23 protein-coding genes are annotated in these 24,173 nt (G+C 39.4%); 12 read left to right on the top strand and 11 right to left on the bottom strand.

Annotated elements, in window-relative coordinates; genetic code table 11:
- Window positions 1-55 precede the first annotated feature (55 nt).
- Genes ACST13_RS02300 through ACST13_RS02325 form a run of 6 tightly spaced genes read left to right on the top strand, consistent with a single transcriptional unit; the run spans window position 56 to window position 8,079 of the window.
- Window positions 56-1,939 carry a nitrilase-related carbon-nitrogen hydrolase gene (locus ACST13_RS02300; RefSeq protein WP_459521607.1) on the top strand — a complete coding sequence of 628 codons (1,884 nt, stop codon included), beginning with the start codon at window positions 56-58 and terminating at the stop codon, window positions 1,937-1,939.
- A 19-nt stretch (window positions 1,940-1,958) separates the two neighbouring features.
- Window positions 1,959-2,726, top strand: coding sequence for a type III pantothenate kinase (locus ACST13_RS02305; RefSeq protein WP_459521608.1), 768 nt, complete (start codon window positions 1,959-1,961; stop codon window positions 2,724-2,726).
- Between the two features lie 4 nt (window positions 2,727-2,730).
- Window positions 2,731-3,774, top strand: a complete 1,044-nt coding sequence (locus ACST13_RS02310) for an agmatine deiminase family protein (protein ID WP_459521609.1) — start codon at window positions 2,731-2,733, stop codon at window positions 3,772-3,774.
- Window positions 3,765-4,415 carry a hypothetical protein gene (locus ACST13_RS02315; RefSeq protein WP_459521610.1) on the top strand — a complete coding sequence of 217 codons (651 nt, stop codon included), beginning with the start codon at window positions 3,765-3,767 and terminating at the stop codon, window positions 4,413-4,415. The genes ACST13_RS02310 and ACST13_RS02315 overlap by 10 nt, the downstream gene beginning before the upstream one ends.
- A gap of 48 nt (window positions 4,416-4,463) precedes the next feature.
- A complete protein-coding gene (locus tag ACST13_RS02320; protein ID WP_459521611.1) occupies window positions 4,464-6,716 on the top strand; it encodes a peptidylprolyl isomerase in 2,253 nt (750 codons plus the stop codon).
- Window positions 6,717-6,720: 4 nt separating this feature from the next.
- Window positions 6,721-8,079, top strand: coding sequence for a peptidylprolyl isomerase (locus ACST13_RS02325; RefSeq protein ID WP_459521612.1), 1,359 nt, complete (start codon window positions 6,721-6,723; stop codon window positions 8,077-8,079).
- Window positions 8,080-8,219: 140 nt separating this feature from the next.
- Here ACST13_RS02325 and ACST13_RS02330 read toward each other — a convergent pair whose 3' ends face one another.
- The 3 genes from ACST13_RS02330 to ACST13_RS02340 are packed head-to-tail and all read right to left on the bottom strand — an operon-like array spanning window position 8,220 to window position 10,759.
- A complete protein-coding gene (locus ACST13_RS02330) occupies window positions 8,220-9,014 on the bottom strand; it encodes a thymidylate synthase (protein WP_459521613.1) in 795 nt (264 codons plus the stop codon).
- 1 nt (window position 9,015) lies between these two features.
- The gene (locus ACST13_RS02335; protein WP_459521614.1) at window positions 9,016-9,453 is read right to left on the bottom strand and encodes an OsmC family protein; all 438 of its coding nucleotides are present in this window, start codon (window positions 9,451-9,453) and stop codon (window positions 9,016-9,018) included.
- Between the two features lies 1 nt (window position 9,454).
- Window positions 9,455-10,759: an alkaline phosphatase D family protein gene (locus ACST13_RS02340; RefSeq protein WP_459521615.1), complete on the bottom strand. Its 1,305-nt coding sequence runs from the start codon at window positions 10,757-10,759 to the stop codon at window positions 9,455-9,457.
- 40 nt (window positions 10,760-10,799) lie between these two features.
- Here ACST13_RS02340 and lysA point away from each other — a divergent pair, with 40 nt between their 5' ends.
- On the top strand, window positions 10,800-12,038 hold the full coding sequence (gene lysA / locus ACST13_RS02345; protein ID WP_459521616.1) for a diaminopimelate decarboxylase: 1,239 nt from the start codon (window positions 10,800-10,802) through the stop codon (window positions 12,036-12,038).
- Between the two features lie 243 nt (window positions 12,039-12,281).
- Here lysA and ACST13_RS02350 read toward each other — a convergent pair whose 3' ends face one another.
- A complete protein-coding gene (locus tag ACST13_RS02350) occupies window positions 12,282-13,712 on the bottom strand; it encodes a circularly permuted type 2 ATP-grasp protein (protein WP_459521617.1) in 1,431 nt (476 codons plus the stop codon).
- Between the two features lie 149 nt (window positions 13,713-13,861).
- On the opposite strand from ACST13_RS02350, the gene ACST13_RS02355 reads away from it, so the two are divergent.
- Window positions 13,862-14,329 carry a methylated-DNA--[protein]-cysteine S-methyltransferase gene (locus tag ACST13_RS02355; protein ID WP_459521618.1) on the top strand — a complete coding sequence of 156 codons (468 nt, stop codon included), beginning with the start codon at window positions 13,862-13,864 and terminating at the stop codon, window positions 14,327-14,329.
- A gap of 15 nt (window positions 14,330-14,344) precedes the next feature.
- Window positions 14,345-16,012, top strand: a complete 1,668-nt coding sequence (locus ACST13_RS02360) for a PHP domain-containing protein (RefSeq protein ID WP_459521619.1) — start codon at window positions 14,345-14,347, stop codon at window positions 16,010-16,012.
- On the opposite strand, the gene ACST13_RS02365 is transcribed toward ACST13_RS02360, so the two are convergent.
- Entirely contained in the window at window positions 16,002-16,724 is a 723-nt protein-coding gene (locus tag ACST13_RS02365; RefSeq protein ID WP_459521620.1) for an LOG family protein, read from the bottom strand. The two genes, ACST13_RS02360 and ACST13_RS02365, sit on opposite strands and share 11 nt — an antisense overlap.
- A 68-nt stretch (window positions 16,725-16,792) precedes the next feature.
- On the opposite strand from ACST13_RS02365, the gene rpiB reads away from it, so the two are divergent.
- Window positions 16,793-17,236 (top strand): ribose 5-phosphate isomerase B, encoded by a 444-nt coding sequence (gene rpiB / locus ACST13_RS02370; RefSeq protein ID WP_459521621.1) that lies wholly within the window; start codon window positions 16,793-16,795, stop codon window positions 17,234-17,236.
- Between the two features lies 1 nt (window position 17,237).
- Here the strand turns inward: rpiB and ACST13_RS02375 are convergent, their stop codons facing one another.
- Window positions 17,238-18,593: a DUF6427 family protein gene (locus ACST13_RS02375; RefSeq protein ID WP_459521622.1), complete on the bottom strand. Its 1,356-nt coding sequence runs from the start codon at window positions 18,591-18,593 to the stop codon at window positions 17,238-17,240.
- 100 nt (window positions 18,594-18,693) lie between these two features.
- Here ACST13_RS02375 and rbfA point away from each other — a divergent pair, with 100 nt between their 5' ends.
- On the top strand, window positions 18,694-19,089 hold the full coding sequence (gene rbfA / locus ACST13_RS02380; protein WP_459521623.1) for a 30S ribosome-binding factor RbfA: 396 nt from the start codon (window positions 18,694-18,696) through the stop codon (window positions 19,087-19,089).
- Between the two features lie 4 nt (window positions 19,090-19,093).
- Complete coding sequence (locus tag ACST13_RS02385) at window positions 19,094-20,329, top strand: ABC transporter permease (protein WP_459521624.1); 1,236 nt, start codon at window positions 19,094-19,096, stop codon at window positions 20,327-20,329.
- On the opposite strand, the gene ACST13_RS02390 is transcribed toward ACST13_RS02385, so the two are convergent.
- Genes ACST13_RS02390 through ACST13_RS02410 form a run of 5 tightly spaced genes read right to left on the bottom strand, consistent with a single transcriptional unit; the run spans window position 20,307 to window position 24,122 of the window.
- Entirely contained in the window at window positions 20,307-21,545 is a 1,239-nt protein-coding gene (locus tag ACST13_RS02390) for a dicarboxylate/amino acid:cation symporter (protein WP_459521625.1), read from the bottom strand. The two genes, ACST13_RS02385 and ACST13_RS02390, sit on opposite strands and share 23 nt — an antisense overlap.
- Window positions 21,542-21,997: an SRPBCC family protein gene (locus tag ACST13_RS02395; protein WP_459521626.1), complete on the bottom strand. Its 456-nt coding sequence runs from the start codon at window positions 21,995-21,997 to the stop codon at window positions 21,542-21,544. Before ACST13_RS02395 ends, ACST13_RS02390 begins: the two co-directional genes overlap by 4 nt.
- 1 nt (window position 21,998) lies before the next feature.
- A complete protein-coding gene (locus ACST13_RS02400) occupies window positions 21,999-22,268 on the bottom strand; it encodes a hypothetical protein (RefSeq protein WP_459521627.1) in 270 nt (89 codons plus the stop codon).
- A complete protein-coding gene (locus ACST13_RS02405; protein WP_459521628.1) occupies window positions 22,265-22,936 on the bottom strand; it encodes a zinc ribbon domain-containing protein in 672 nt (223 codons plus the stop codon). Before ACST13_RS02405 ends, ACST13_RS02400 begins: the two co-directional genes overlap by 4 nt.
- A 22-nt stretch (window positions 22,937-22,958) precedes the next feature.
- Window positions 22,959-24,122: a class I SAM-dependent methyltransferase gene (locus tag ACST13_RS02410; RefSeq protein ID WP_459521629.1), complete on the bottom strand. Its 1,164-nt coding sequence runs from the start codon at window positions 24,120-24,122 to the stop codon at window positions 22,959-22,961.
- Window positions 24,123-24,173 lie beyond the last annotated feature (51 nt).

The following is a 24,173-nucleotide window of genomic DNA, read 5'->3' on the forward strand; positions in this document are numbered from 1 at the left end:
TGTGGACTCCACGTTATAGGCATATTAGAGCTGATCAAAATAAAAAGAAACCGAGATGAAACAAGTAGTAGTCGTGTCAGCAGGTGCTCTGAATCAATTGCCTTTGGATTGGGAAGGAAATCGCCAGCGAATTTTGCAGGCTGTTTTTCAGGCTCAAGAGCAAGGAGCTGCGCTATTATGTTTACCAGAACTATGTATCTCCGGATATGGCTGCGAAGATCAGTTTTTAGCGCCTTTTACGGCACAAAAATCGTGGGAGTCACTGGAATTTATCGCAGCTGCAACAACTGAAATAGTAGTAATTATAGGCTTAGCTTTACCTTTTGAAGGTGAATTATATAATGTGTCTGCTATTGTTTCCCGAGGTAAAATTCAGGCTTTGGTTCCGAAACAATTTTTAGCCGACGATGGAGTTCATTATGAGCCTCGTTGGTTTAAAGCATGGGAAAAAGGACGACGAACCCAATATAAAAATATACCCTTAGGGGATTATCGAATTCATTTTGCTGGTATTACGCTAGGAATTGAGATCTGTCAAGATGCCTGGGAAGGGGAGAACAGACCTGCTTATGATTTAGCACGTCGGGGAGTTTCGGTTATTTGTAATCCGACCGCGTCTCACTTTGCTTTTGGAAAATCAGAAATCAGGAAATCCTTGATTTTAGAAGGGGCAAAAATCATCGATGGGGCCTATGTTTTTGCTAATTTATTAGGCAATGAAGCGGGTCGTATTATTTTTGATGGGGATGCTTATATCGCTCATGAAGGTAAAATTTTGCAACAAAGTCCCCGCTTTTCTTATCAGGATGTGTCGCTAATCAGCCATGAATTATCCTTGCCTATCCGAGAGGAAAAGGGAGAGGATGTGGTTGTTTTTGAACTTAAGTTATCAAGTGAAAATAAAGTGAGTGCTGTAGAAATCCCTGCGTGGGAAAGTTCTTCTACGAAAGAAGAAGAGGAATTTTCCCGTTCGATAGCTTTAGGCTTATTTGATTATTTACGTAAATCTCGCTCTCAGGGATGGGTTCTATCTCTGTCTGGTGGTGCTGATTCCTCTGCTATCGCCTCGCTTTGTTCGCTTAGTATTCAAAATGCCATAGCGGATTTAGGCTGGGAGGGCTTGAAAGCTAAATTAGATTATATTCCATTAAGTTCGAAGGATCGTGTGATGGCAGATTTATTAACGACTATTTACCAAGGAACCGTTAATTCGTCTCAAAATACGCGTGATTCTGCGCGTGAATTAGCCGAATGGATTGGTTCAACGCATTATGTGATAGAAATTGATTCGATTGTGCAAGGCTACCGCGATTTAGTGGAAGCTGCCATCGGTCGCCCTTTGACCTGGGAACAAGATGATATTACACTTCAAAACGTGCAAGCCCGCGTTCGTGCTCCCAGTGCCTGGATGCTGGCTAATATTAAGAATGCACTCTTATTAGCTACGTCAAATCGTTCTGAGGCGAGTGTGGGTTATTCGACGATGGATGGAGATACGTCGGGCTCGATATCACCTATTTCGGGGATTGACAAAAGTTTTTTGAGAACCTGGTTGCTTTGGTTAGAGGCCCACGGTTACAAGGGTCTTTATTTTGTGAATAGCTTAGAACCAAGTGCTGAATTGCGTCCATTATCTGAAAAACAGGTGGATGAGGAGGATTTGATGCCTTATCCGATATTGAATACGATTGAAAGATTGGCTTTTTATGATTTATGTTCGCCGCACGAATGTTTGGCGATTGTGAATGAACGCTATGGATCTGTTTTTGCCAAAGAAAAGCTCGAGGAATTCGTTCGTCGATTCTTCCGACTTTGGGCTAGAAATCAGTGGAAAAGGGAGCGATATGCCCCAGGATTCCATGTGGATGACTATAGCTTAGACCCGAAGAGTTGGTTGCGATTCCCGATTTTATCGGCAGGATTAGAAAAAGATATATAAACAAAACGCGAAGAAAGAGATGTTATTAGTTGTGGATGTGGGGAACACGGATATCGTGTTTGGTTTTTATGGAGATAAAACCTGGAAGGCGGTTTTACGTACGCCTACACACCAGCCTTGGAGTGCGAATGGTGTGGTGAATTGGATTAAGAAGGAATGGGCCTCTAAAGAGTTGGGGGGTAGTTTACCTTCTTTGGCCTTAATTTCATCAGTCGTCCCTTCTATTTCCCCTCAAATTCAGCGTGGTTTAACTTTATGGCTTGGATTTGCTCCAGCCCTGATGAACCCTAAATTATATGAATCATTAACGATTCAGGTAATTGTTCCAGAAGAAATTGGTTCTGATTTAGTGGCAAATGCTGTCTATGCACATGAAAATTATAAGTCCAATGTGCTAATCGTGGATTTTGGAACTGCTTTAACTTTTACTTTAGTGAATGCGGAAGGTAAAATGGAAGGAGTTTCCATTGCTCCAGGTTTAAAGACCGCTGTTAAATCATTATTTTCTCAAACCGCTCAACTACCTGAAGTTCCACTCGAAATGCCGGAATTCAATTTAGGTACAGATACAGTTTCAGCGATACAGGCTGGCATTTTATGGGGCTATGTGGGTATGGTAAAGGAGATGATCAGCCGCGTGAAGGAAGATAAAAAGGGAGATCTGAAGGTAGTCGCCACAGGTGGATTATCCTCTATTTTAACCCCATTAGCCTCTTATTTCGATGAGGTGAATAAATTAATTACATTAGAAGGTCTGCGTATGATTGCGGAACGAATTAAAGCCTAAGCTCATGTTTCCGAAAGAACAAGGATACTTTTTCCCAGCCGAATGGCATCCCCATATTGCTACTTGGATTACGTTTCCGCATAATGACCATTCTTGGCAGGAAGAAAAATTAGGTCAAATGTATCCGGAATATTTTGCTTTGATCAAAGCTATTTCAGCGGGGGAACAAGTTCGAATCAATGTGAATTCTGTTGAATTGAAATTCTTCGTGGAAAGTCAATTACTTGTGTATGGTATTGATCCCTCTAAAATTGAGTTTAATATTCAAAAAACAAACGATGCCTGGTGCCGGGATCATGGTCCCGCTTTTTTAGTGAAAGAGTGTAGTTCTAATCGTTTGTTAGTTGATTGGGAATACAATGCCTGGGGAGGAAAATATCCACCATTTGAAGAGGATAACTCACTTCCCTTAACTATTGCCTCCCATTTATCCTTACCCTCTGTTTCACCTGGAATCATAATGGAAGGTGGATCAGTCGACTTTAATGGGGCAGGAACGGTTTTGACGAGTCGTTCTTGTTTATTGAATCCTAATCGGAATCTACATCTAAATCAAGCTCAAATCGAGGAATATTTGACTAACTATTACGGAGTTTCACAGGTGCTTTGGGTGTCGGATGGAATTGTAGGCGATGATACAGATGGACATATCGATGATACGGTACGCTTTGTGAATTCGAATACGGTGATCGCCATGGTAGAGCCAAACGAATTAGATGAAAATCATGCCGTCCTCGCTGCCAATCTTAAAGAGTTAAAGCAGATGGTGCTTTTGGATGGTTCTCCCTTACATATTGTGGAGATTCCCATGCCTGATGCGGTGGTGATCGATGGATTTAGAGCCCCAGGTTCTTATGCAAATTTCTATATCTGCAATGCGGGTGTATTGGTTCCTATATTTGGTTGCCCACAAGATGAAATTGCCTTAGGTATATTAGGTGAATTATTTACGGATCGGCCGGTGATTGGTTTATCAGCTCGTGAGATTATTTGGGGACAAGGAAGTTTCCATTGTTTGACACAGCAAGAACCTGCTCCATGCGTTTAATTCTGATTATTTTCTTGGTTGGACTTTTTTCTTGTTCCCGCAAACCGGCTATACAATTGTCTGCAGATCCTGTAAGGCAAATTGAAAAGAACATTCGTGTTTCACCGCAGACTTTGAATGTAAAAAAGACTCAGGAACTTTTAGGGGATGAGCTTCTAGTGGTGGGAGCAATCGGAATTATAGAAGACGAGAAATTGTTGCCAGTTCAAATTTTTTCATCCTATGTAGGACGGGTAAAGAAGGGGCAAGTGATTCGATTAGATACAATAAAGAGTTTGTCTATTCGTTTAAAACCAGGCCAAAAAGCCAGTTTTCAGCTTTCTCTCTTCGAAATAGAAGATTACCAACCCACTAAAAAATGGGTAAATCGATTTAATTCTGTCAGTGGTGTATTGTCTTTGCCTTTGGCATTAATCTCAGCAGAAAATCCAGTAGCCTGGTTTTTATGGGGTATGAAAGCGGGTTCATTTGGCTTAGACTGGCTCAGTGAAATAGATGTAAAAGACTTATTAGGTGTATCGGAGACTCAGTGGGATTATGATTCGGCGAAAACTTTCGTACGAATGGGAAAATGGATAGGGGGGCGTAAGGGAATTGACGCTTATGAATATCAGTATACTGTTCAAATTAATGTAGATTAACCGTGTTTGTCACGGATTATTCGTAATTTTGTATGCTTATTTTTAAGAATGAAGAATTATAAAATTGTTGTTGGATTTATCTTGTATTTGCCTTTTGCCAGTATAGCGCAAAGTGCTGCACCTATTCAGATTGGTCCCAAGAAAATATCATCAGAGAGTTTTTTACAGGTATATCAACCGCTTGTAGAATCAGATAGCATAACCAAAGAAAACCAAGCTGCTTTTTTGTCCGATTACATTGATTATCAATTAAAAATTGTAGCGGCAGAACAAGAGAAACTAGCGGATCAACCAGATTTCAAGGAAGAATATGTGAGTTTCCGGAAAGAGTTAGCCACCCCTTATTTAGTAGATATGCCTACGCTTGATATGCTAGTAAAACAAGCTTATCAGCGAATGAAGGAGGAGAAAAAGAGCAGTCAAATCCTGGTGAAATTAGGGGAGAATGCTGGTCCATCCGATACCTTGCTTGCCTATCAGAAAATAGAGAATATATACCAAAAACTAAAAGCAGGTGAAGATTTTGCTTCTTTAGCCTCTCGATTTTCAGAAGATGAATCCTCTGCCCTAAAAGGTGGTGTTTTAGGTTATATTACTTCATTGCAAACAGATTACGATTTCGAAAATGCCATTTATTCCATTGGAATAGGGGAATATTCGAAGCCATTCAGGAATTCTAGTGGCTACCATATCGTTAAGATTTTGAACCAAAGACCTAACTCAGGTAAAATACGTTTAGCTCATATCATTGTTTCAGCTGCGGTGGACGCGCCTACCAGTTTGCAAGTAGAGGCGAAGAAGAAAATTGAACAAGTAGAAGCTTATTTAAAGGCGGGAGAGAGTTTTGAATTGGTTTGCAAGAATTACTCGGAGGATCCCTATTCAAGAGGTCGCGGTGGCGAAATAAGACGTTGGTATTTTTCGTCCGACCTTAGTGAGGAATTACAAGATGCCTTATTTGGTTTAGAATCAATCGGAGATCTTTCTAAACCTATTCGTACTAATTTAGGTTGGCAGCTTTTTAAATTAGTAGATAAAAAGCCTTTGTTGACTTTTGAAGATATGTCGGAGTTTATTAAGCAAAAAGTGCTGACTGATGCTGACCGTCAAGGTTTAATAAAGCAAGCTTTTATGAAGCGTGTTCGTATTGAAAATAAAGTAATTGTGCAGGAGGCTGTAAAAAAAGCTGCTTTTGAAAGAATGTCTGTAGAGAGAACGGGGACAGAACCTTTCTTGCAAGAGATTATTTTTTCTATTTTAGATAAGCCATATAAAGTGGGGGATTTCTATAGTTATGTGCAAGCACAACAAAAAAGACGTATTAAAGCCTTAGGCTATTTGCCTATCGTTTCTGAGCAATCTTATTTAGATGAACTGATTGAAAAAGAGGCCTTGCAGGCTGAGGAGACTCATTTGGAAAGCAAATACCCCGCCTTTAAAGAGCAAATGGCTGATTTTTTAGAAGGAAGTTTGTTTAGCAAAATGACAGATCGGGAGATTTTTGAGAAATCACTCGACTCATTAGCACAAGCAAAATTCTTTGAAGAGCATAAGGCTCAGTTTGTGATGCCTGCCCGTGTGGAAGCTAAATTAGTGGTGGCTGATTCACAGAAAACATTGAAGGAAGCTTTGGACTTATTAAAGCAATCTCCTTACCCAATGAATAAGAAATTTTCAGATATTTCATTTAGTTTGAAGGAATCTAAATTCGAGGAGCCTGCCACTAAATTAATAGCTGAATTATTTTTAACAATGGCTAAAAATGGGGATTATGTGGTAGAGATATCGGGTCATCGCGATACATCGGAAGAAGATAGTCTCTCAGAAGCTAGAATTAATAAAGTAGTTGCCTTTTTAACGTCTAAAGGAATTTCATCTCACCGAATCATTCAAAAAGATGAAGCTAATTTGAAATCAGCCTCGAAGACAGTAAAAGTAAAAAATGCCCGGGTATCGTTTCGTTTCTTCTCATCTAGCATGGAGGATGTAGTCAAGCGATTTAATGCGTTAAAACCGGAGAGTTTAGAAGCTAAAGAGGGTTATTTTAAAAAAGGAGTATCCCCTGTTATCGATGCAATTGAATGGAAAGTGGGACCTAAATCGTATGAAGGCGGAGGGAAGTTCGCTTTTGTCGAAATAAAGAAAGTAGATCCTGAGCGTTCACGTTCTTTTGAAGAAGCGCGTGGTTTAGTGATTCGTGCTTTACAAGAAAGATTAGATAAGGAATGGATAGCTAAATTGAAGCAGCAATATCCAGTAGTGATTAATACAGAAGAATTAGGAAAAATACTGAAAAATTAAAAATATGAAATTGACTCGTTGGGTTTTAGGTTGGTGTTGTGTGTTAGGGAGTTTATCTGCCTTTGCACAAGAGGTAGAAAATAAAAATGTATTGGATCGCATCATCGTGAAGGTGGACAATTATTTCATTTTAAAATCTGAGGTGGAGAATCAATACCAGCAATACCTGACTAGTGGTCAGGCTGACACGCCTAATCGCTGCCAAATTTTAGAAGGTTTAGTCGTTAATAAACTCATGCTGGCAAAAGCAGAGATAGATTCTGTAATCGTAGAAGATAAGCGTATTGAGGCTGAATTGACTAGTCGCATGGAGCAGATGGAAGGTCAATACGGTTCTGCTAAAAACATTGTGGAAGCTTATGGCAAATCAATTGCGACGTTGAAGGAAGATTTACGATCATCTTTGAAGGAGCAATTAACAGGCCGAAAAATGCAGGATAAGATTACCGATGATGTAAAAATCACACCTAAAGAAGTGGCAGCATTTTTCAATGAAATTCCACGTGATTCCTTACCTTATTTGCCTGCAGAAGTAGAGATTAGTCATATCATCCGTATCGCTAAGCCTAATAAGAATCAAAAAGAAGAATTATATGCGAAACTGATGGACTTCCGTCGTCGAGTGGAGAAGGGGGAGAGTTTTGAAGATTTAGCTAAAGTGCACTCAGAAGATTTAGGTTCAGGAAAACGTGGTGGTGATTTAGGTTTTGCTAAACGTGGTGCCATGGTTGCCCCTTTCGAGGCAGCAGCTCTACGAATGAAACCGAATCAAATGTCCGAGGTTGTCGAATCAGAATTTGGTTTCCATCTAATACAATTACTAGAGATCAGAGGTCAGGAATACCATGCACGCCATATTTTATTAAGACCCGATTATCAAAAACTAGATCTGACTGACCCGACTAAATTCTTAGATAGTATTCGAGTTCTGGTTCAACGCGATTCAACTACGTTTGAGAAAGCGGCAAAAGAATTTTCAGAAGACAAACCAACCCAAGATGCTGGTGGTGTGTTAATGGAAGCTTCAACTGGGGCGAATCGTTTAGCCTATGATGGCACCATGGACCCAGCGTTGTTCTTTGCGCTTGATTCGATGAAAGTGGGGACTATTTCAACGCCTATTCCATTCCGTACGGATGATGGACGTTCTGCTGTTCGAATTTTATATTATAAAGCAAAGCACCCTCCTCATTTTGCAAACTTGAAAGATGATTACCAAAAACTGGCTCAAATCACCTTATCGCGCAAGAAGAACAATGCAATCGAAAAGTGGTTCTTAAAAGCAAAGGATGATGTCTTTATCTTTATCGATGAGGAGTATAAGGATTGTCGGATTTTAGCAGCTGAAGGTGGAGTAAAATAGTAAAGCACAGAGCAAAAAGCATAAAGGTGGTTTCGCCTCCGGCGATGATTCATGAAATGTTTAATATATCCATCAAAAAAAGCGGCAAATGCCGCTTTTTTTGATTCCACCTTTATTCTTTGTGCTTTATACTCTTTGCTTTACACTGCTACAGGCGCCTTAATCCCCGGATAAGGATCATAACCTTCTAAGCTAAAGTCTTCGTATTGGAAGTCTAAAATATCTTTCACCTTTGGATTGATTTTCATGGTAGGCAAATCCCGAGGAGTTCTCGATAATTGCAATTCAACTTGTTCCATATGATTGCTGTATAGGTGGGTATCTCCACCGGTCCAAACAAAATCACCCAAGCCTAAATCACATACCTGAGCGATCATCATCGTTAATAGGGCATAAGAGGCGATATTAAAGGGTACACCTAAGAATACATCGGCAGAGCGTTGATATAACTGACAGGATAGCTTTCCATCCGCTACATAGAACTGAAAGAAGGCATGGCAAGGCATTAAAGCCATTTTAGGCAAGTCTGCCACGTTCCAAGCGCTGACGATGATGCGGCGTGAATCGGGATTAGTTTTTAGGGTTTGAACGGCTTCTTTTATTTGGTCAATAACAACCCCATTAGCCCCTTCCCAACTTCTCCATTGTTTACCATATACAGGACCTAGATCTCCGTTCTCGTCAGCCCATTCATCCCAAATGCGCACACTATTTTCAGTTAAATACCCAATATTTGTTTCCCCTTTTAAGAACCATAATAATTCATAAATGATGGATTTTAAGTGGGTTTTCTTCGTGGTAACTAAAGGGAAGCCGTCTTTTAGATTGAATCGCATTTGATAACCAAACACACTAGTTGTTCCTGTTCCAGTTCGATCTGATTTAAACGTTCCGTTTTCTTTGATATGAGTCAGTAAATCTAAATATGCTTGCATGTTAGGCGTCGAATTTTTCTCCGTTTAATAGTAAGGTATGTGTAATAGTGGCACTAGGCTCTAATTGAGCCGTGGCAGAACAATATTTGTCCATGGACATTTGGATGGCTTTTAGGGCTTTATTACCATCTATTTGGCCCTTTAATTCAAATTGAATGTTTATTGCATGGAATGGATTTTTCTCTGTTCCTTCGATTTTTTTACGATCTCCCTGCACGCGGATTTGGAAATCGTCTACGACTTGTCTTTGCTTCTTTAAGATTAAGATCACATCGATAGCGGTACAACCGCCAAGGCCCATTAATAAGAGTTCCATGGGACGAGCACCGGCATTGTGTCCACCGATTCCTTCCGCGGCATCGATGTGCACGGAAATAGGGGAGGAACCTTTGGCCTCAAAGTGAAAATCTTGATCTAAGCGGTTTAAAACTACTTCCATATTATTTTAATTGGTTTGACTTTATTTCTTTGGTCCAGACTATTTCCCCTTTTACATTAAAAATAGTAATTGTTAAGGTCCGGTCTTTTAAAGGTCCTGTTACTTCGATTTTAGAGAAGGCTCTTTCTTGTACCAAAGTCCCCTCCACCAATGTCTCGTTATAATCCTGCTTTACCGCATCCGCTTTTCCAGCAGTCATTGGCGAAACAGTTAAATCAAATAAGGGATAGGTGCCTTCTCGCTCTAATTTGTTCAAATTAGTGATGTGGCGATCGCCAGATAAAAATAGGACACCCGGGATTTTACGGTTCTTTAGTTCTTTCAATAAATGGGTTCTCTCGGCTTCGTAATTGGCCATATTTTCAAAAACTTTGGCCGGGCTGATCACTTGACCGCCGTTGACAATAATCTTAAAGCTAGCTTTAGATGAGATTAAGGCATCCATCAACCAATTCATCTGCTTTGCACCCCAATAGTCTTTATTAGGGTCATTTAACTCATTAGGAGCCTTTTTCCAGCGGTCATCCATCAGGAAAAACTCGACGTCGGCCCATTGAAATTTACTTGTAATACCTTCATTAGGAAATACAAAATTGGTATTACCCCAATACATTTTAAACATTTCCAATGACAGGTTTTTCAATGGAAAAGAGCGATCTGAATCATTTGGACCATAATCATGATCATCCCAAATGGCATAGTGGTGCACATTCGCTAACAACGGTTGCATCGATTTTACGGCGCGCGCATGGTCATTGCGGTGAATCATTCCAGTTCTCGTATAATCTGGCTCGCGGTAATAGAAATTGTCCCCACCCCAAAGCATAAAATCAGGTTTTTTAGCATGCATGGCCGCATAAACTTCATCTGCCCCGCCATAGCCTCTTCCTGGGCGATCGGTTGCTTCTTCATTCACATAATTACAAGTCCCGAATATAAAGGAGAAAGCAGGGGGATCATGACGGTATTGCCAAAGATCTTGTGTTTGAAATTCTAAGGCATAATCAAAGACCATTTTTTTGCCATTCACAACTACCTCGTACTCGTATTTTTTACCCATTGTAACCTCATCTGCAATTATTCTTGCGATAAAAGCATTGGATTTTTCGGTATGAATGGGATCCGTTTTATGCTTCGTATTATCCCCTTTTTCCCAGTAATTAATGCTTACATCAGCAGATTTTTCGGTTTGAACCCAAACTAAAACCTCCTTCATTTCAGAATAGCCTAACATAGGTCCACTCTTGATTTGTGCTTGCATGAATACAGGCGCAAGTAGGAATAAGGCGATAAATATTCTTTTCATGTTCGTTAGATTAGTATCTTTGTGGCTTACAATTTTCCCTATGGCATATTATTCAATTCAGAACATTCCTTTAACAGATTTGGCCAAAGAATTTGGTACACCTCTATATGTATACGATGCTAACAAAATTAGGGAAAAAATCTCGGTTTTAAGAGCCGCTTTTGAGGGAATTGATTTGACTATTAAATATGCAGTAAAGGCCAATACCAATTTATCCATTTTACGCTTAATGCGTGGGAATGGAGTCGATATGGATGTGGTTTCCCCTCAGGAATTAGAGATGGGCTTGATCGCCGGATATGAAGGTAAAAATATCACCTTCACGCCCTCTGGGGTTCATTTTTCGGAGATTGAATACGCGGTTTCCAAAGGTGCGATTGTCAACTTAGATAATTTATCCGTTTTGGAAAAGTTTGGAGCCACCTATGGTTCTTCTCAGCCATGTTTGATTCGCATTAAGCCTCACGTTTTTGGGGGTGGAAATGAGAAGATTATGACGGCTCATCCTGAATCGAAATTTGGTATTTCAATCCATCAAAAAGCGGAGATTCTAGCTATTATAAAGAAATATAACATGAATGTAATCGGCTTGCACCAGCATACCGGTTCAGATATAAAAGACGGAAAGACCTTTGAGCAAGCAGCATCGGCCCTTTTTGATTTTGCTTATGACTTCAAAGACTTACAAATCATCGACCTAGGTGGTGGATTTAAAGTGCCTTATTCTCCCGAAGATCCAGGTGTTAATATGAAGGAAGTAGGCCAAATAATGAGCAACGCCTTCCACGCATTTTGTGCAAAATACGGCCGTGAATTACGCCTTTGGGTGGAACCTGGCAAGTTTTTGGTTAGCGAATCAGGCACTTTCTTAGCCGAGACTAATGTCGTTAAGTGTGATCCAGTGAAAACCTTTGTCGGAATTAATACCGGTTTGAATCACCTAATTCGCCCTATGATGTATGGTGCCTACCACTATATTTTCAATGCCTCTAATCAAGATACTTCGAAACAAGAGGAATACCGGGTTAGTGGATATATCTGCGAGACAGACACTTTCTCGTTTGACTTGAAAGGGAAAGAAAATGAACGCCTATTAAATGAAGTAAAAGAGGGGGATATTATTGCAATGGCAAATGCTGGAGCCTATGGTTTCACGATGGCCTCCCATTATAATTCACGTTTTCTTCCAGCTGAGGTATTAGTAGATGGCGGTATAGCGAGAGTGATTCGGAGGCGGGAGACGATGGAGGATATACTTAAAAATCAAGAGCTAGGATAGCTCTTGATTTTTAAAAGCACAAAGCAAAAAGTACAAAGTACAAAGTTGGTATCAAAAAAGGGGCATTCGCCCCTTTTTTGATGGATATGTGAAATTTTTAGTCGCTAGTCGATAGTCCGGAGGAAATGAGTCCGAAGGATTTTGAATAGGCAAAATTATTTGACCTATCCATTTCCCCTATTTATGTAATAGGATTTCGGGGGCGGAATCATTTGATCTTTCAACGATTCAGACCCCGAAAACCTAATACATAACCCACGTATCCTTCGACCCACCCCCTTGTGATGAATTAACCACAAGTGAATCTTTTCTTAAGGCCACTCGCGTTAAACCACCCGGCATGACATTCACGCCATCTCCATATAAAATATAAGGACGCAAATCCACGTGTCGGCCTTCGGCATGATCTTCTATTAAGCAAGGTACCCGCGATAAAGAAATAGTCGGCTGGGCGATGTAATTTCTTGGATTGTTACGAATTAGGGTTTTGAATTTTTCTTGTTCTTCTTTGGTGGACTTTGGCCCTATTAACATACCATAGCCTCCTGCCTCATTTGCCTCCTTCACCACTAATTTCTCGATATTTTCTAAGACATAGTTGCGATCATCTTCCTCCGAACAAATGTAGGTTTTGACATTCTGGATGATGGGTTCCTCATTTAAATAGTATTTGATGATGCGTGGCACATGGGCGTAAATTACTTTATCGTCCGCCACGCCCGTTCCTGGGGCATTTGCAATGGCAACTTTGCCCTTTTTATATACGTCAAAAATACCCGGAATACCGATCATAGAATCAGGATTAAAGACCTTAGGGTCTAAAAAAGTGTCATCAATGCGTCGGTAAATGACATCGACGATTTGGAAACCCTTCGTAGTCCGCATTTTTACATAACCCTTGTGCACGACTAAATCACGCGCATCTACTAGTTCTACTCCCATTTGTTGAGCGAGGTAGGAGTGCTCAAAATAGGCTGAATTATAAATACCCGGAGTTAAAACAACAACGGTCGGATCTGGTCGGTCACTGATAAAACGCAACATTTCTAATAACTTATTGGGGTAATCGGCGATGGGTCTAATCTGTGTTTTGGCGACCACTTCTGGAAAAGTTTGCTTCAATAATTCCCGATTTTCCATCATGTAGGAAACTCCGGATGGACAACGTAAATTATCTTCCAAAATCATGTATTCTCCATCACTACCTCGAATCAAATCGGTTCCAGTAATGTGTATGTAGATGTTTTTTGCGGGTTTGATTCCGATGCAGGCCTTTAAAAAGTCTTTAGAGGTATGAATAACTTCTGCAGGAATGATGCCATCTCGGATAATCTTTTGATCCGAATAAATATCATTTAAGAACAAATTTAAGGCTGTGATACGCTGAATTAGTCCTTTTTCAATCTTTTCCCATTCTTTGGCTTCGACGATTCGGGGAATGATATCCACTGGCATGATACGCTCGGTTCCTTCGTTTTCTGAATAGACATTGAAAGTAATTCCCATGGCCATTAAGGCTCTTTCGGCGGATTGCTGGCGGCGCAAGAATTCATCTTGTGTGAGTTGTTCCACACGTTCCTTGAAGTGTTCATATCCGGCTCGTACACTTCCGTCCGCTTCGAACATTTCATCAAAAAATCCATCAGTCTCGTAGCCTTTAAAGGTAAAATTCATGCCATTGATTATTTAAATGCTTGATATGATGATAATTTAGAATTTTATTTTTGGATTGATTTTCCAAAGCTTTATAAATTTTTAAATTTTACCAAAATAGCCTTTTAATTAGTGGAAATTTACCATTTTTTGTCTGATATTGATGTCGTATGACTATCTCCACATTTTATTTCTCGAGTCCCATCGGAATATTGCATATTCAATTATCAGATGATGGCCTGAGATCCTGTTCTTTTGTAGAACAAGTTCAACCAGAAATAATTGAGCATAAGACGGAGGTTCAACAAATTATAGTCCTTTTGCAGGCCTATTTTGAATCCGGGAATTTGGCCTCTTTTCCTATTGATCCGAAGGTGGGAACTCCTTTTCAACAGCGGGTTTGGCAGGAATTAAAAAACATCCCGAAAGGACAAACTGCTAGCTACCTCGACATAGCAAAACGACTTAAAATGCCCAAAGCAGCTCAAGCTATAGGCAGCGCAAATGGCCAAAACCCCATTTTACTCTTTCATCCTTGCCATCGAGTAATCGGTTCTACAGGAAAACTGGTTGGTTATAGTGGAGGACTGTGGCGTAAAGAATGGTTACTTGCGAAAGAGGGAGCCACTTTATTTTAGCTTATATTTGTAGCCATGGAAAATGATCAAATTGTAGACGTACTCGAGCTGTTAGTAAAGCTTTGGGATCTGCATGGGCTAAATGAATTTAAGAGTAAAAATTTAGCCTTTGCTGCGCGTGGTCTTGATAAATTTCCAGGATTGATAACTAATTTATCTGAGGATGAATTACTCGCAATTCCTGGTGTAGGGAAGGTGGTGGTTAAAATTGTGCAAGATGTGGCAACTTCAGGTACTTGTTCGGATATGGAGCAAATCATAGAACAGACTCCCCCAGGCTTGTTGTTACTATTGAAGATTAAAGGCTTAGGGCCTAAAAAGGTTCGAACGATTTGGCAAGAATTACAGATTACGGAAATCGATGATTTATTAGCCGCTTGTGAAGATGGTAGATTAGCTAATTTGAAAGGTTTTGGCGGGGCTGTTGTCGAAAGTGTTGCCTTAAATATACATTTCATTAAGTCTAATTCACGCAAATTGCGCATTAATAAGGCGCAAGATTTAGCAGATGAAATCGCACAAGAATTAAGTGCCGCATTTACTAAAGTGTCCATCTCGGGTGAATTAAGACGTCATTGTGAGGTAATTAGCTCAATATTATTTTTAGTAGAAACGGACGATTTATTTGGAGCGTCCGGTCTTTTGCAGTCTGTTGATTGTTTAGAGGAAGACTTAAAAGAGTCCTCTCCCTTTACGTGGCGAGGATTTGCGAAGGGGCATTTGATTCCGATCGAAATCCATTTTGCATCTAAAATTGAATTTGTCACGAAGCTTTTTGCTCTATCGGCCACACCCGATCACTTAGCTCAAGTTCACTTTTATGAGAAATTTGACGGTAAAGATATTGCGGAAGAAAAGGTCATTTATGAATCCCAAAATCTTCCGTATATAGTGCCCGAAATGCGCGAAGGTCTGCGGGAATTTGAATGGGCCACGAATCTCGGGGATAAATCCCTGGTGAAATACGAAGATTTACGTGGTTGTTTACACAATCACTCCACCTATTCTGATGGTAAAAATAGCCTTAGCGAAATGGCTGAAGCTTGTCGCGACTTAGGTTTGAGCTACTTTGGCATAGCTGATCATTCTAAATATGCGGCTTATGCGGGAGGTTTGAAAGAGGAGGATGTATTGCGTCAACACGAAGAAATAGATCAATTAAATTTGCAGTGGTCTGATTTCCAAATCCTAAAAGGAATTGAAGCGGACATATTACCTGATGGAAGTTTGGATTACGATGCGGCTGTTTTATCCTCATTCGACTACGTCGTTGCTTCGGTGCATGCTGGTTTAATAATGGATTTAAAAAAAGCGATGCCTCGTGTCATGAAAGCTATTGAAAATCCATTTACATCTGTTTTAGGTCATCCTACGGGACGTTTATTGTTAGCAAGACCAGGTTTTCCACTTCAAATGTCGAAGATTTTAGATGCCTGCAAGGCGAATGGCGTATCGATTGAATTAAACGCAAGTCCCTATCGCTTAGATGTAGATTGGCGCCATATTTATGTGGCAATGGACAAGGGCGTTTTTGTTTCCATTAATCCAGACGCCCATGCAATCGCAGGTTTAAGAGATATGGAATGGGGAATTAAAGTAGGTAGAAAAGGTGGGCTCTTAAAGGAATTGACTTTAAATGCCTTGACTTTGGAAGATATAAAACGCTTCTTTTCTAAAAATTAGGTTTCAATAAGTACTTCGCATAGAAATCGTCAATGACACGAACGGCTTCCGTCGGTGTGTCGACTAAGGCAAATAATTCAAGATCTTCTTCATGAATATTTCCCTGTGTCACCATGGTCTTTTTCATCCAATCGATTAATCCGCTCCAATACTCTTTTCCTACTAATACCACCGGGAAACGACCAATTTTATGTGTTTGGATCAACGTAAGCGACTCAAACATCTCGTCTAGCGTACCAAATCCGCCAGGCATAATGATAAATCCTTGGGAATATTTAACGAACATGACCTTGCGAACAAAGAAGAAGTCGAAGTTCATATTTTTATCAGAATCGATGTAGGGATTAGGCGTTTGCTCGAAAGGTAATTCGATGTTTAAACCCACACTGCGCCCTCTTTCACTAGCTGCTCCTTTATTACCCGCTTCCATAATGCCGGGGCCACCACCCGTAATGACTCCATATCCATGGCGCACAAGTTTCGCGGCTATTTCTTCTGCTATTTTATAATAGGAATTATCAGGGCTGGTTCGAGCTGATCCAAAAATAGAAACGCAGGGCCCAATCTTTGATAATTTATCAATGCCCTCGACGAATTCACTCATGATTTTAAAAATTCTCCAGGACTCCTCCGATTTAATCTGAGCCCAGGTTTTATCACCAAAAGCTTGTTTGATTTTTTCTTCTTCCTCTTTCCAGTTATTCTCCGTCATATTTTTAAAAATTGTTTCCTAAATGTAGGACTATTCCTTCTACCTTTGTAAAAATAAATGACAAATTCATGAAGGCTCCTTTAAGTTTCGCAGTAGGTGGTGACCACGCCGGTTTTGATTATAAGAATGATTTAATCGCTTTTTTAGAGGCCAAAGGTATTTCTGTAAAAGACTGTGGAACGTTTTCTGTGGACTCTGTGGACTATCCAGATTTTGCTCATCCTGTAGCTGATGCAGTGGAGAAAGGCGAAGTGAGTTTTGGTTTATTATTATGTGGTAGCGCAAACGGAGTTGCTATTACAGCGAATAAGCACGCGGGAATTAGAGCTGGATTAGCTTGGAATACAGAAGTAGCTAGTTTAGTTCGTCAACACAACGACGCCAATATTTTGTGTCTACCCGTACGTTTCATCTCATTAGAGGAAGCGAAGGCATGTTTACAAGTATTTTTAGATACGCCTTTTGAAGGTGGTCGTCACCAAGGCCGGGTTGACAAGATTTCTTGTTGTTAAGCTATTTTTTACAGTATAATTTAGGACTTACTAAAACGTATTGTTGCGTTATAGAGGGAAGGTGTTGTTCAATTTTTTTAAAATAACCCTCTGAATCATAGATGTAGGTCGGTCGATCTTTTACAAAATACTCCTGAACGATAATGACGTTTTTATAGGAATTTAAATTACTCAAAAGCGGTTTCGCTAAATCCCAATTCACAAAGGGCCCTACCATTTCATTAGTCAGATATTCTTCGATTTCTGGTCCTAATATCAGTAGTTTTTGGCCGCTTATCTGGATATTTTTCGTTTTTTGTTCGATCGGCTCATCTTGTTGATAAGTGAAAAATACAGCGCCTATTAAAGCCCAAAAAACCAATTCCTTTTGCCAGTATTTTTTGATTAGGTAAAATACATTTAAGCCTAAATAAGCAAATGGGGGCAATAAAAGCACAAAATTGATTCGATAATAAGCTGGAAAATTGGTGATGGCAATTAGACTGAAAAACAACCAGATTAAGGTTGTTTGTTGTGCTTTTTGAGCATGCGCGCGAATCTTCGGATTGCCTACTACTTTATAAAGGCCAAAAGCGCCAAATAAGATAGCTGGTGCATAAAAAAACAGGACTTCTTTGCCTTCTTTTACGGAGATTAATTGAAACTCGAAGGCGGAATTACGGTATACTTGCCATAAATAGGGAAGGTTTCCTCGGAAGGAAAATACAATGGATGTAATCGTTAATACGATCAAATAGCCCATTAAAGTCAGAAGTATTTGACGAATAGAAATACCAGAATAGAATAATAAACTTAAAATAGCCCAGGGAAGTAACCAGAAATAGGCTGGGAAAAATAGGGTGGCCGTGGCTAGATAGATGCCGACTAAAAATACCCGGTCATTTACGAGTAAGGTTCTTTGTTGCTGAATAATTTCTGTCCACGCCAATAATAAAAATGTTAAGCCTATTAAGGCTGGATCAGGCACATGAAATTCTATGGTGAGGTGGAATAACAAAAGATAAATCCCAAAGGCCATTCCGCCCATTTTAGGCATTAATTCAAATTTTTTGATTGTTTGATGGAAGATGTAAGCCTGAATGCTACTGATGCCAAACGCGATGTAGGGATTAGACGATAAGGGGATGGATAAAAAATCTAATAACTGATAAAAACCCGTAGCAAACGGACCCGTATTGTCTCGGATGTCTTTGTAAAGTCGAAATCCTTGATTTAGTTTTTGGCCAATTAAATAGTTCTTTATTTCCCAAGGGAAATAACTAAATCCCTGCTGAGTCTGCAGAAATGCAAAAAATCCACCTGCCACCAGAAAGAGTAGAATGGAAATAAGGCTGTTGGATTTGATAAATTGAAACATATTTGGCTAAACAAAGCGCTAAATTACGGTGATTCCAATTATTATTATGAAATTTGTACGTGTTTTTTGAGATAAAAAGACCTAGATAAAGAGAGCAAGCATGGAAACTAAGCGTCAACAAAAATTTGGCCGTCAAATACAGAAAGATTTAAGTGATATTTTTCAAAAAGAATTTAAAGAAATTTTTGGCAGAGGACTGGTAACTGTCACTGAAGTGAAAATTAGCCCTGACCTTTCGGTGGCGCGTTGTTATTTAAGTTTCTTATTAATTGATGACAGGGAGTCTGTCATGGACGAATTAGATAATAGAAATAAAGCGATTCGTAATGCCTTAGCGATTCGTATCCGCAAGCAAGCGCGTATCATTCCTAATTTAGTGTTCTTCTTAGATGATACAGCAGCTTATGCAGCTAAAATTGAGGCTTTATTCGAAGGTTTAGTTATTCCACCCGCAGAAGATGAAATTCCGAATAGGGTGGCAGATGAAATAGATTAAGTCCATGAGTATTTCCTTATTTGTAGCGAAAAGGTATTTTTTTTCCCCATTTAAGGCGAGTTTTATCACCTTGATTTCTCGTATATCCATGATTGGAGTGGGAGTGGAAGTGATGGCTTTGGTCCTTATTTTGTCCGTTTTTAATGGTTTGGAAGATTTTCAAAAAGGCTTATTTAAAACCTTTGATCCAGATTTAACACTCATTTCTACTGTAGATACTCGTTTTTCTTTAAGTCCTTCTAAAATTAAAGAGATTGCCACCGTTTCTGGTGTGCGTTCTGTTCAATCCATCCTGGAAGATCAAGCCTTAATTCGCTATAATGGCAAACAATTAGTAGTCACCTTGAAAGGCGTTGATTCGTCTTTTATTTCCTCGAAGCGTTTGAAAAATCAAGTAGTAGATGGGGATTATATAGTCGAATATGAGGGACACCCCTTTGGTATGGTGGGGGCTGGTGTTTTTATGGCCATGGGGATGAATTTTGAAGATGTTTTTCATCCCGTTGAAGCCTGGTATCCGAATCAAAAAGCCTTGGCTAAATTTCAAGTAAATGTCGATGCTGCTAATCAGAAGGCTTTTTACCCTGCTGGGGTTTTGCAAGTAGAACAAACATTCGATAACCAAATGATCATTGTTCCTTTAAATTGGATGCGCGAATTGACTTTATCGGATTCAACAGCTGTATCTAGAGTGGATATCATGTTGCAAGAGGGCGCTAGCGATAGGGAGGTGCAGGCTTCCATTCAAAAGTTACTAGGTAATAGTTATCAGGTGCAGACGCGCGACCAGCAACACGCCATTTTATTAAGAGCGATTAAAATTGAGAAGCTGTTTGTCTTTATTTTGATGGCATTTATCATGGGCATAGCCTCCTTTACGCTTTTTTACGCCTTATCGCTTTTAGTTATTGAAAAGAGAAAAGACCTGCGAACTTTATTAGCCATGGGAATTACGAAGCAGCAATTATTCCGGATTTTTCTATCGGTGGGCTTATTAATTAGTTTTAGCGGAGCTATGGTGGGAATGGGTCTAGGTTTTACTCTAGGCTGGATACAACAAACGATAGGAATTATCCCTTTAGGAATCCCGAACGCTTTAATTGATGCTTATCCAATTCAAATGGAATGGTTTGATTTCTTGATGACAGCTTTGGTAGTCATTGTCATTACTTTCTTGGCTTCCATTATTCCCGCTCGAAAAGCGGTACAAATGACTTTTAATCAGCCAAAGGCGGATTAAATTCTCCTTCCCATTTCGAAACTACACAAGTAGCTACGCCATTTCCAGCCACCGAAGTGACCGTTCTTCCCATATCTAAAAAAGGATCGACACCCAGTAAAAGAGCAATTCCTTCTGCTGGAAGATTGAACATCGTTAAGGTGCCCGCAATGATGACAAGAGAAGCGCGAGGTACTCCAGCGATTCCTTTGGACGTAATCATTAACGTTAATAGCATGGTGATTTGTTGCTCCAAACTCAGGTGAACGCCATAGGCTTGTGCAATAAATCCAGTCGCAAATGTCATATATAACATCGATCCATCCAGATTAAAGCTATATCCTAAGGGTAATACAAATCCAACAATACGTCTGCTGCAACCGAATTTCTCTAATGCGGCAATCGTTTGAGGGAAAGATGCCTCGGAACTTGCCGTTGAAAATGAAATCAGTAAAGCTTCTTTTAGCTCTTTTAAAAGTTTCCAGTATTTAATTCCGTTAGCTAAGCAAATGATCCACAAGATAACAACGGTGAAGAACAAAAGGCCACCCATAAAGCAAAGCATTAAATAACCATAGCTGATTAATATGCTTAATCCTTTATTAGCTACTACCGTGGTCATTGCTGCAAAAACTGCATAAGGAGCCACTTCCATCACATAATTGACCATTTTGAAAATGACTTCTGCTAAGTTTTCAAATACATGAATTAAGCGTTTTCCTACTTCTCCTATAGAACCGAGGGCAACACCAAAAAACAGGGAGAAAATAGCAATTTGAAGGATTTCATTTTCCGCCAAAGCCTTAAAGAAACTATCTGGAAATATGTGCAGGATAAAGTCCTCTAAGGTTTTTGTTTTAGAGGCATCTATGCCTGTTGCTGTTCCGGCTGCAGGCTTAGGCCAACTTTGTAAGCTACCCGGTTGTGTGATATTTACCACCACTAAACCGGTCACTAAGGAGAGAATAGTAGCAAAATAGAAATAGCCAATCGTTTTAATCCCAATACGTCCTACTGCATTGAAATCCCCTAGTTTAGCAATTCCGACCACTAGTGTACAGAATACTAAGGGTCCTACGATCATTTTGATCAGGCGGAGAAAAATCTTAGAAACGATTTGAACCTTAGCCCCTAAATCTTGACTTACCTCTGGTTCGAAATTCAAGAAAAAGATCTCTCCTAGTACAAGACCGAGGACAAATCCGATGATAATTTTATTGGTTAATGTTAATTTCATTTTGGGTTGATGAGAGATAAATATTTTTTATAGAAAGGCTTTCGGTAATAAATCATTCCCCAAAGAAAAGGGAAAAGAAGGTAATTCAAAAATAGCGTGCCAGTATCAAAAGAAATTTCATCGATTATTTCACAATGTTGTTCTGTGATTTTCTTGACCCGATGCTTGTGTTGCCAGTATGCTAGTCCAAACGGCATCTTCACTCCTTGGTCAATAAAATACCATTCCTCTTCTGTTTGTACTTCCTCGGTGATGAGTGAGCTCCAAGTTAATTTACGTAAAATTAGATTTATTTCAAGAACAACCTGGTCATCCTTTTTGCAGCCATCAAAACGCTGAAGAGCTACACGTGGGAAGGGAGGGGATAATTTTAGCAATAAATCAGCCGTAAAAAGATCTTTTACATGGCTTACAGGTGCTTGAATGGAGGTAGAAATAGAGTAGGATAGCATATTAGGCTATCAAAAGCTTCAGTAATGTGGCAAAAAACGTTTTAATCCCGATCACGATGTATTTTGACCAGCCACTACTTTCATCCGATGTTTCCGTTGATTCCTGTTCGCTTACATCTTGCTTATCTAGCTTTGGCGAATTCGCCGGCATTGATTTAGCAGAAGAATCTACAAGTATTATTTTTGCTTTGGGATTGAGTGCGGAATATTCTACTCTGCCAAAATTGCAAAAAAACAAAATCGTGAAAACAGCGATTAGTCCTTTTTTCATTTGATTTTCTGTTTCGCTGCGTCTACTGCCGTTTTTTGAACCGCAATTTCGTCCTCTTTTGATTTTTGATCTAATTTATTCTGCACTTGATTAGTTAAAATCTTTTCTTTCTCGATTTTAGCCTCTTTTAAGCGTTCTTCTAAATTGTTGATTTGGCGTTGATTAGAATCTAATTCACGAAGTAAACGTTCTGCTTGCTTCGTGTTTTTAGCCTGAGCAGAAATTAATTCAGTTAATTTATTTTCTTCCACTCTAACACCTTCTTCTAAATCGACAATTTTAATAAAATCTTCAATCCAGGTACTTGCTTCACTTAGTTTAGCGTGTCCTGTTTGAATAAATTCATCTGAAGAAGTTGCAATCGAAATAAATAATTTGACCTTTTTATTTTCTTCGGAAACTTTAGAAACTACGATTAATGGATTGTCTGAAATACTTGAAATCTTTATATCAGAGCTAGCATAGGATCCATTTTTACCTTCAATCACCTTACCAAATTTACTTAAATAAGCTTTCCAGCTTGCCTTGGCATACTTTTCCTGCGTATTTACAAAGGTGTAAACTCCTTCTTTCTTTGATTTGTCAATTTCAGACATCCCAGTAAATACTTGTGCTGAAGCACTAATTGTGCAGAAAGTAAGGAAAAAGAGGATCGATATTTTTTTCATATGAACTGAATTTCTAGTAAAGTTAGAAGATTTTTTTAGCTAGGACAACCTTGTTTTTAGTAGACTGATCTCGGAAGGCAAAAAGTGTAAATTCACCCCCATCTTTCAATTGAAATTTCTTTCTGATTTCATCCGCATTAATGGGGAAGTTTCGAGTGGAAATATTCGCCTTCATACCAGGTAAAGCGGTTTGTATCCATTTTTTTTCTAAAGGACCTTCGGCCAAAATCTCAAACGATCTACCAGCGAAATTAGTATGTAGTTCTTCAGATGTAAATAAATGTGTATTAGGCGCTATTTTATTTAATTGAGTTCCTGCAGATTTAAAGAATCCAGCCTTTAAAACTCCGGCATGCGGTTCATATAAGTACTTCAATGGCGCACTAATGGAGATTTCCGCTGCTGTTTCATTTGATTTTTTCCCTTCGTAAATCAAAGGTTTCGGATGGCTTAATTCAATAACTTCTATTATGGGATCATCCGAAGATTGTGCAGTTTTTAAGAAGAGTACTTCTTTTACTTCGTTTTTGACACAAACAACATAAATTTTCTCGACTCCTTGCAATTCTTTAACAGCTCTATCTAAGTCCAATAAAGGACTCGTTTTTATTAGTAAGTTGGTTTTTTCGTTGATATACGAAATTAGTTCCAATGCATTCGGTTCGCAATCTTGTAACAAGATGACCTTATTACCGGCTCCATCTCGTCGTGCTGGATCTACGTAGATAAAATCAAAAGCTTCCACTTGTTGAGATATCCAGTGCAAGCTATCTCCCGTATGGTGATGTATTTTTCCTGCTTTTAATTTTTCGTGATTATAGGAGGTGATTTCCGCTAATTCAGGCTGTCTTTCGATGTAGCTAACCTCGCATCCCGCTTTCGCGAAAGCAAAACTATCTAATCCCATTCCACCCGTTAAATCCGCGATTTTTCCATGTACTAGGGAAGCTTTAAAGTGTGCTGTTTCTTCGGAAGAGGATTGTTCAAGAGCTAAACTGGGCGGAAAAAAGACGTTAGAATTCGCCACCCAAGTAGGCATTTTATCCTTTAGTTTTTGCCGGGCTTTTATTTGGCCTACTAATTTAGGAACAGCTAAATCAGGGTGTTTCGATGCATCCAAGGCCACTGAGACAGGATCTCGATGTAGGTTATTTTGAATAAATTCGATTTCGATTTCTAGAAGCATCGTCTAAAATTACCACCTAAGCTTTAATAATTTTTAATTAAATTAGTGAAA

This window comes from Aquirufa sp. A-Brett2-W8 (assembly GCF_054558755.1).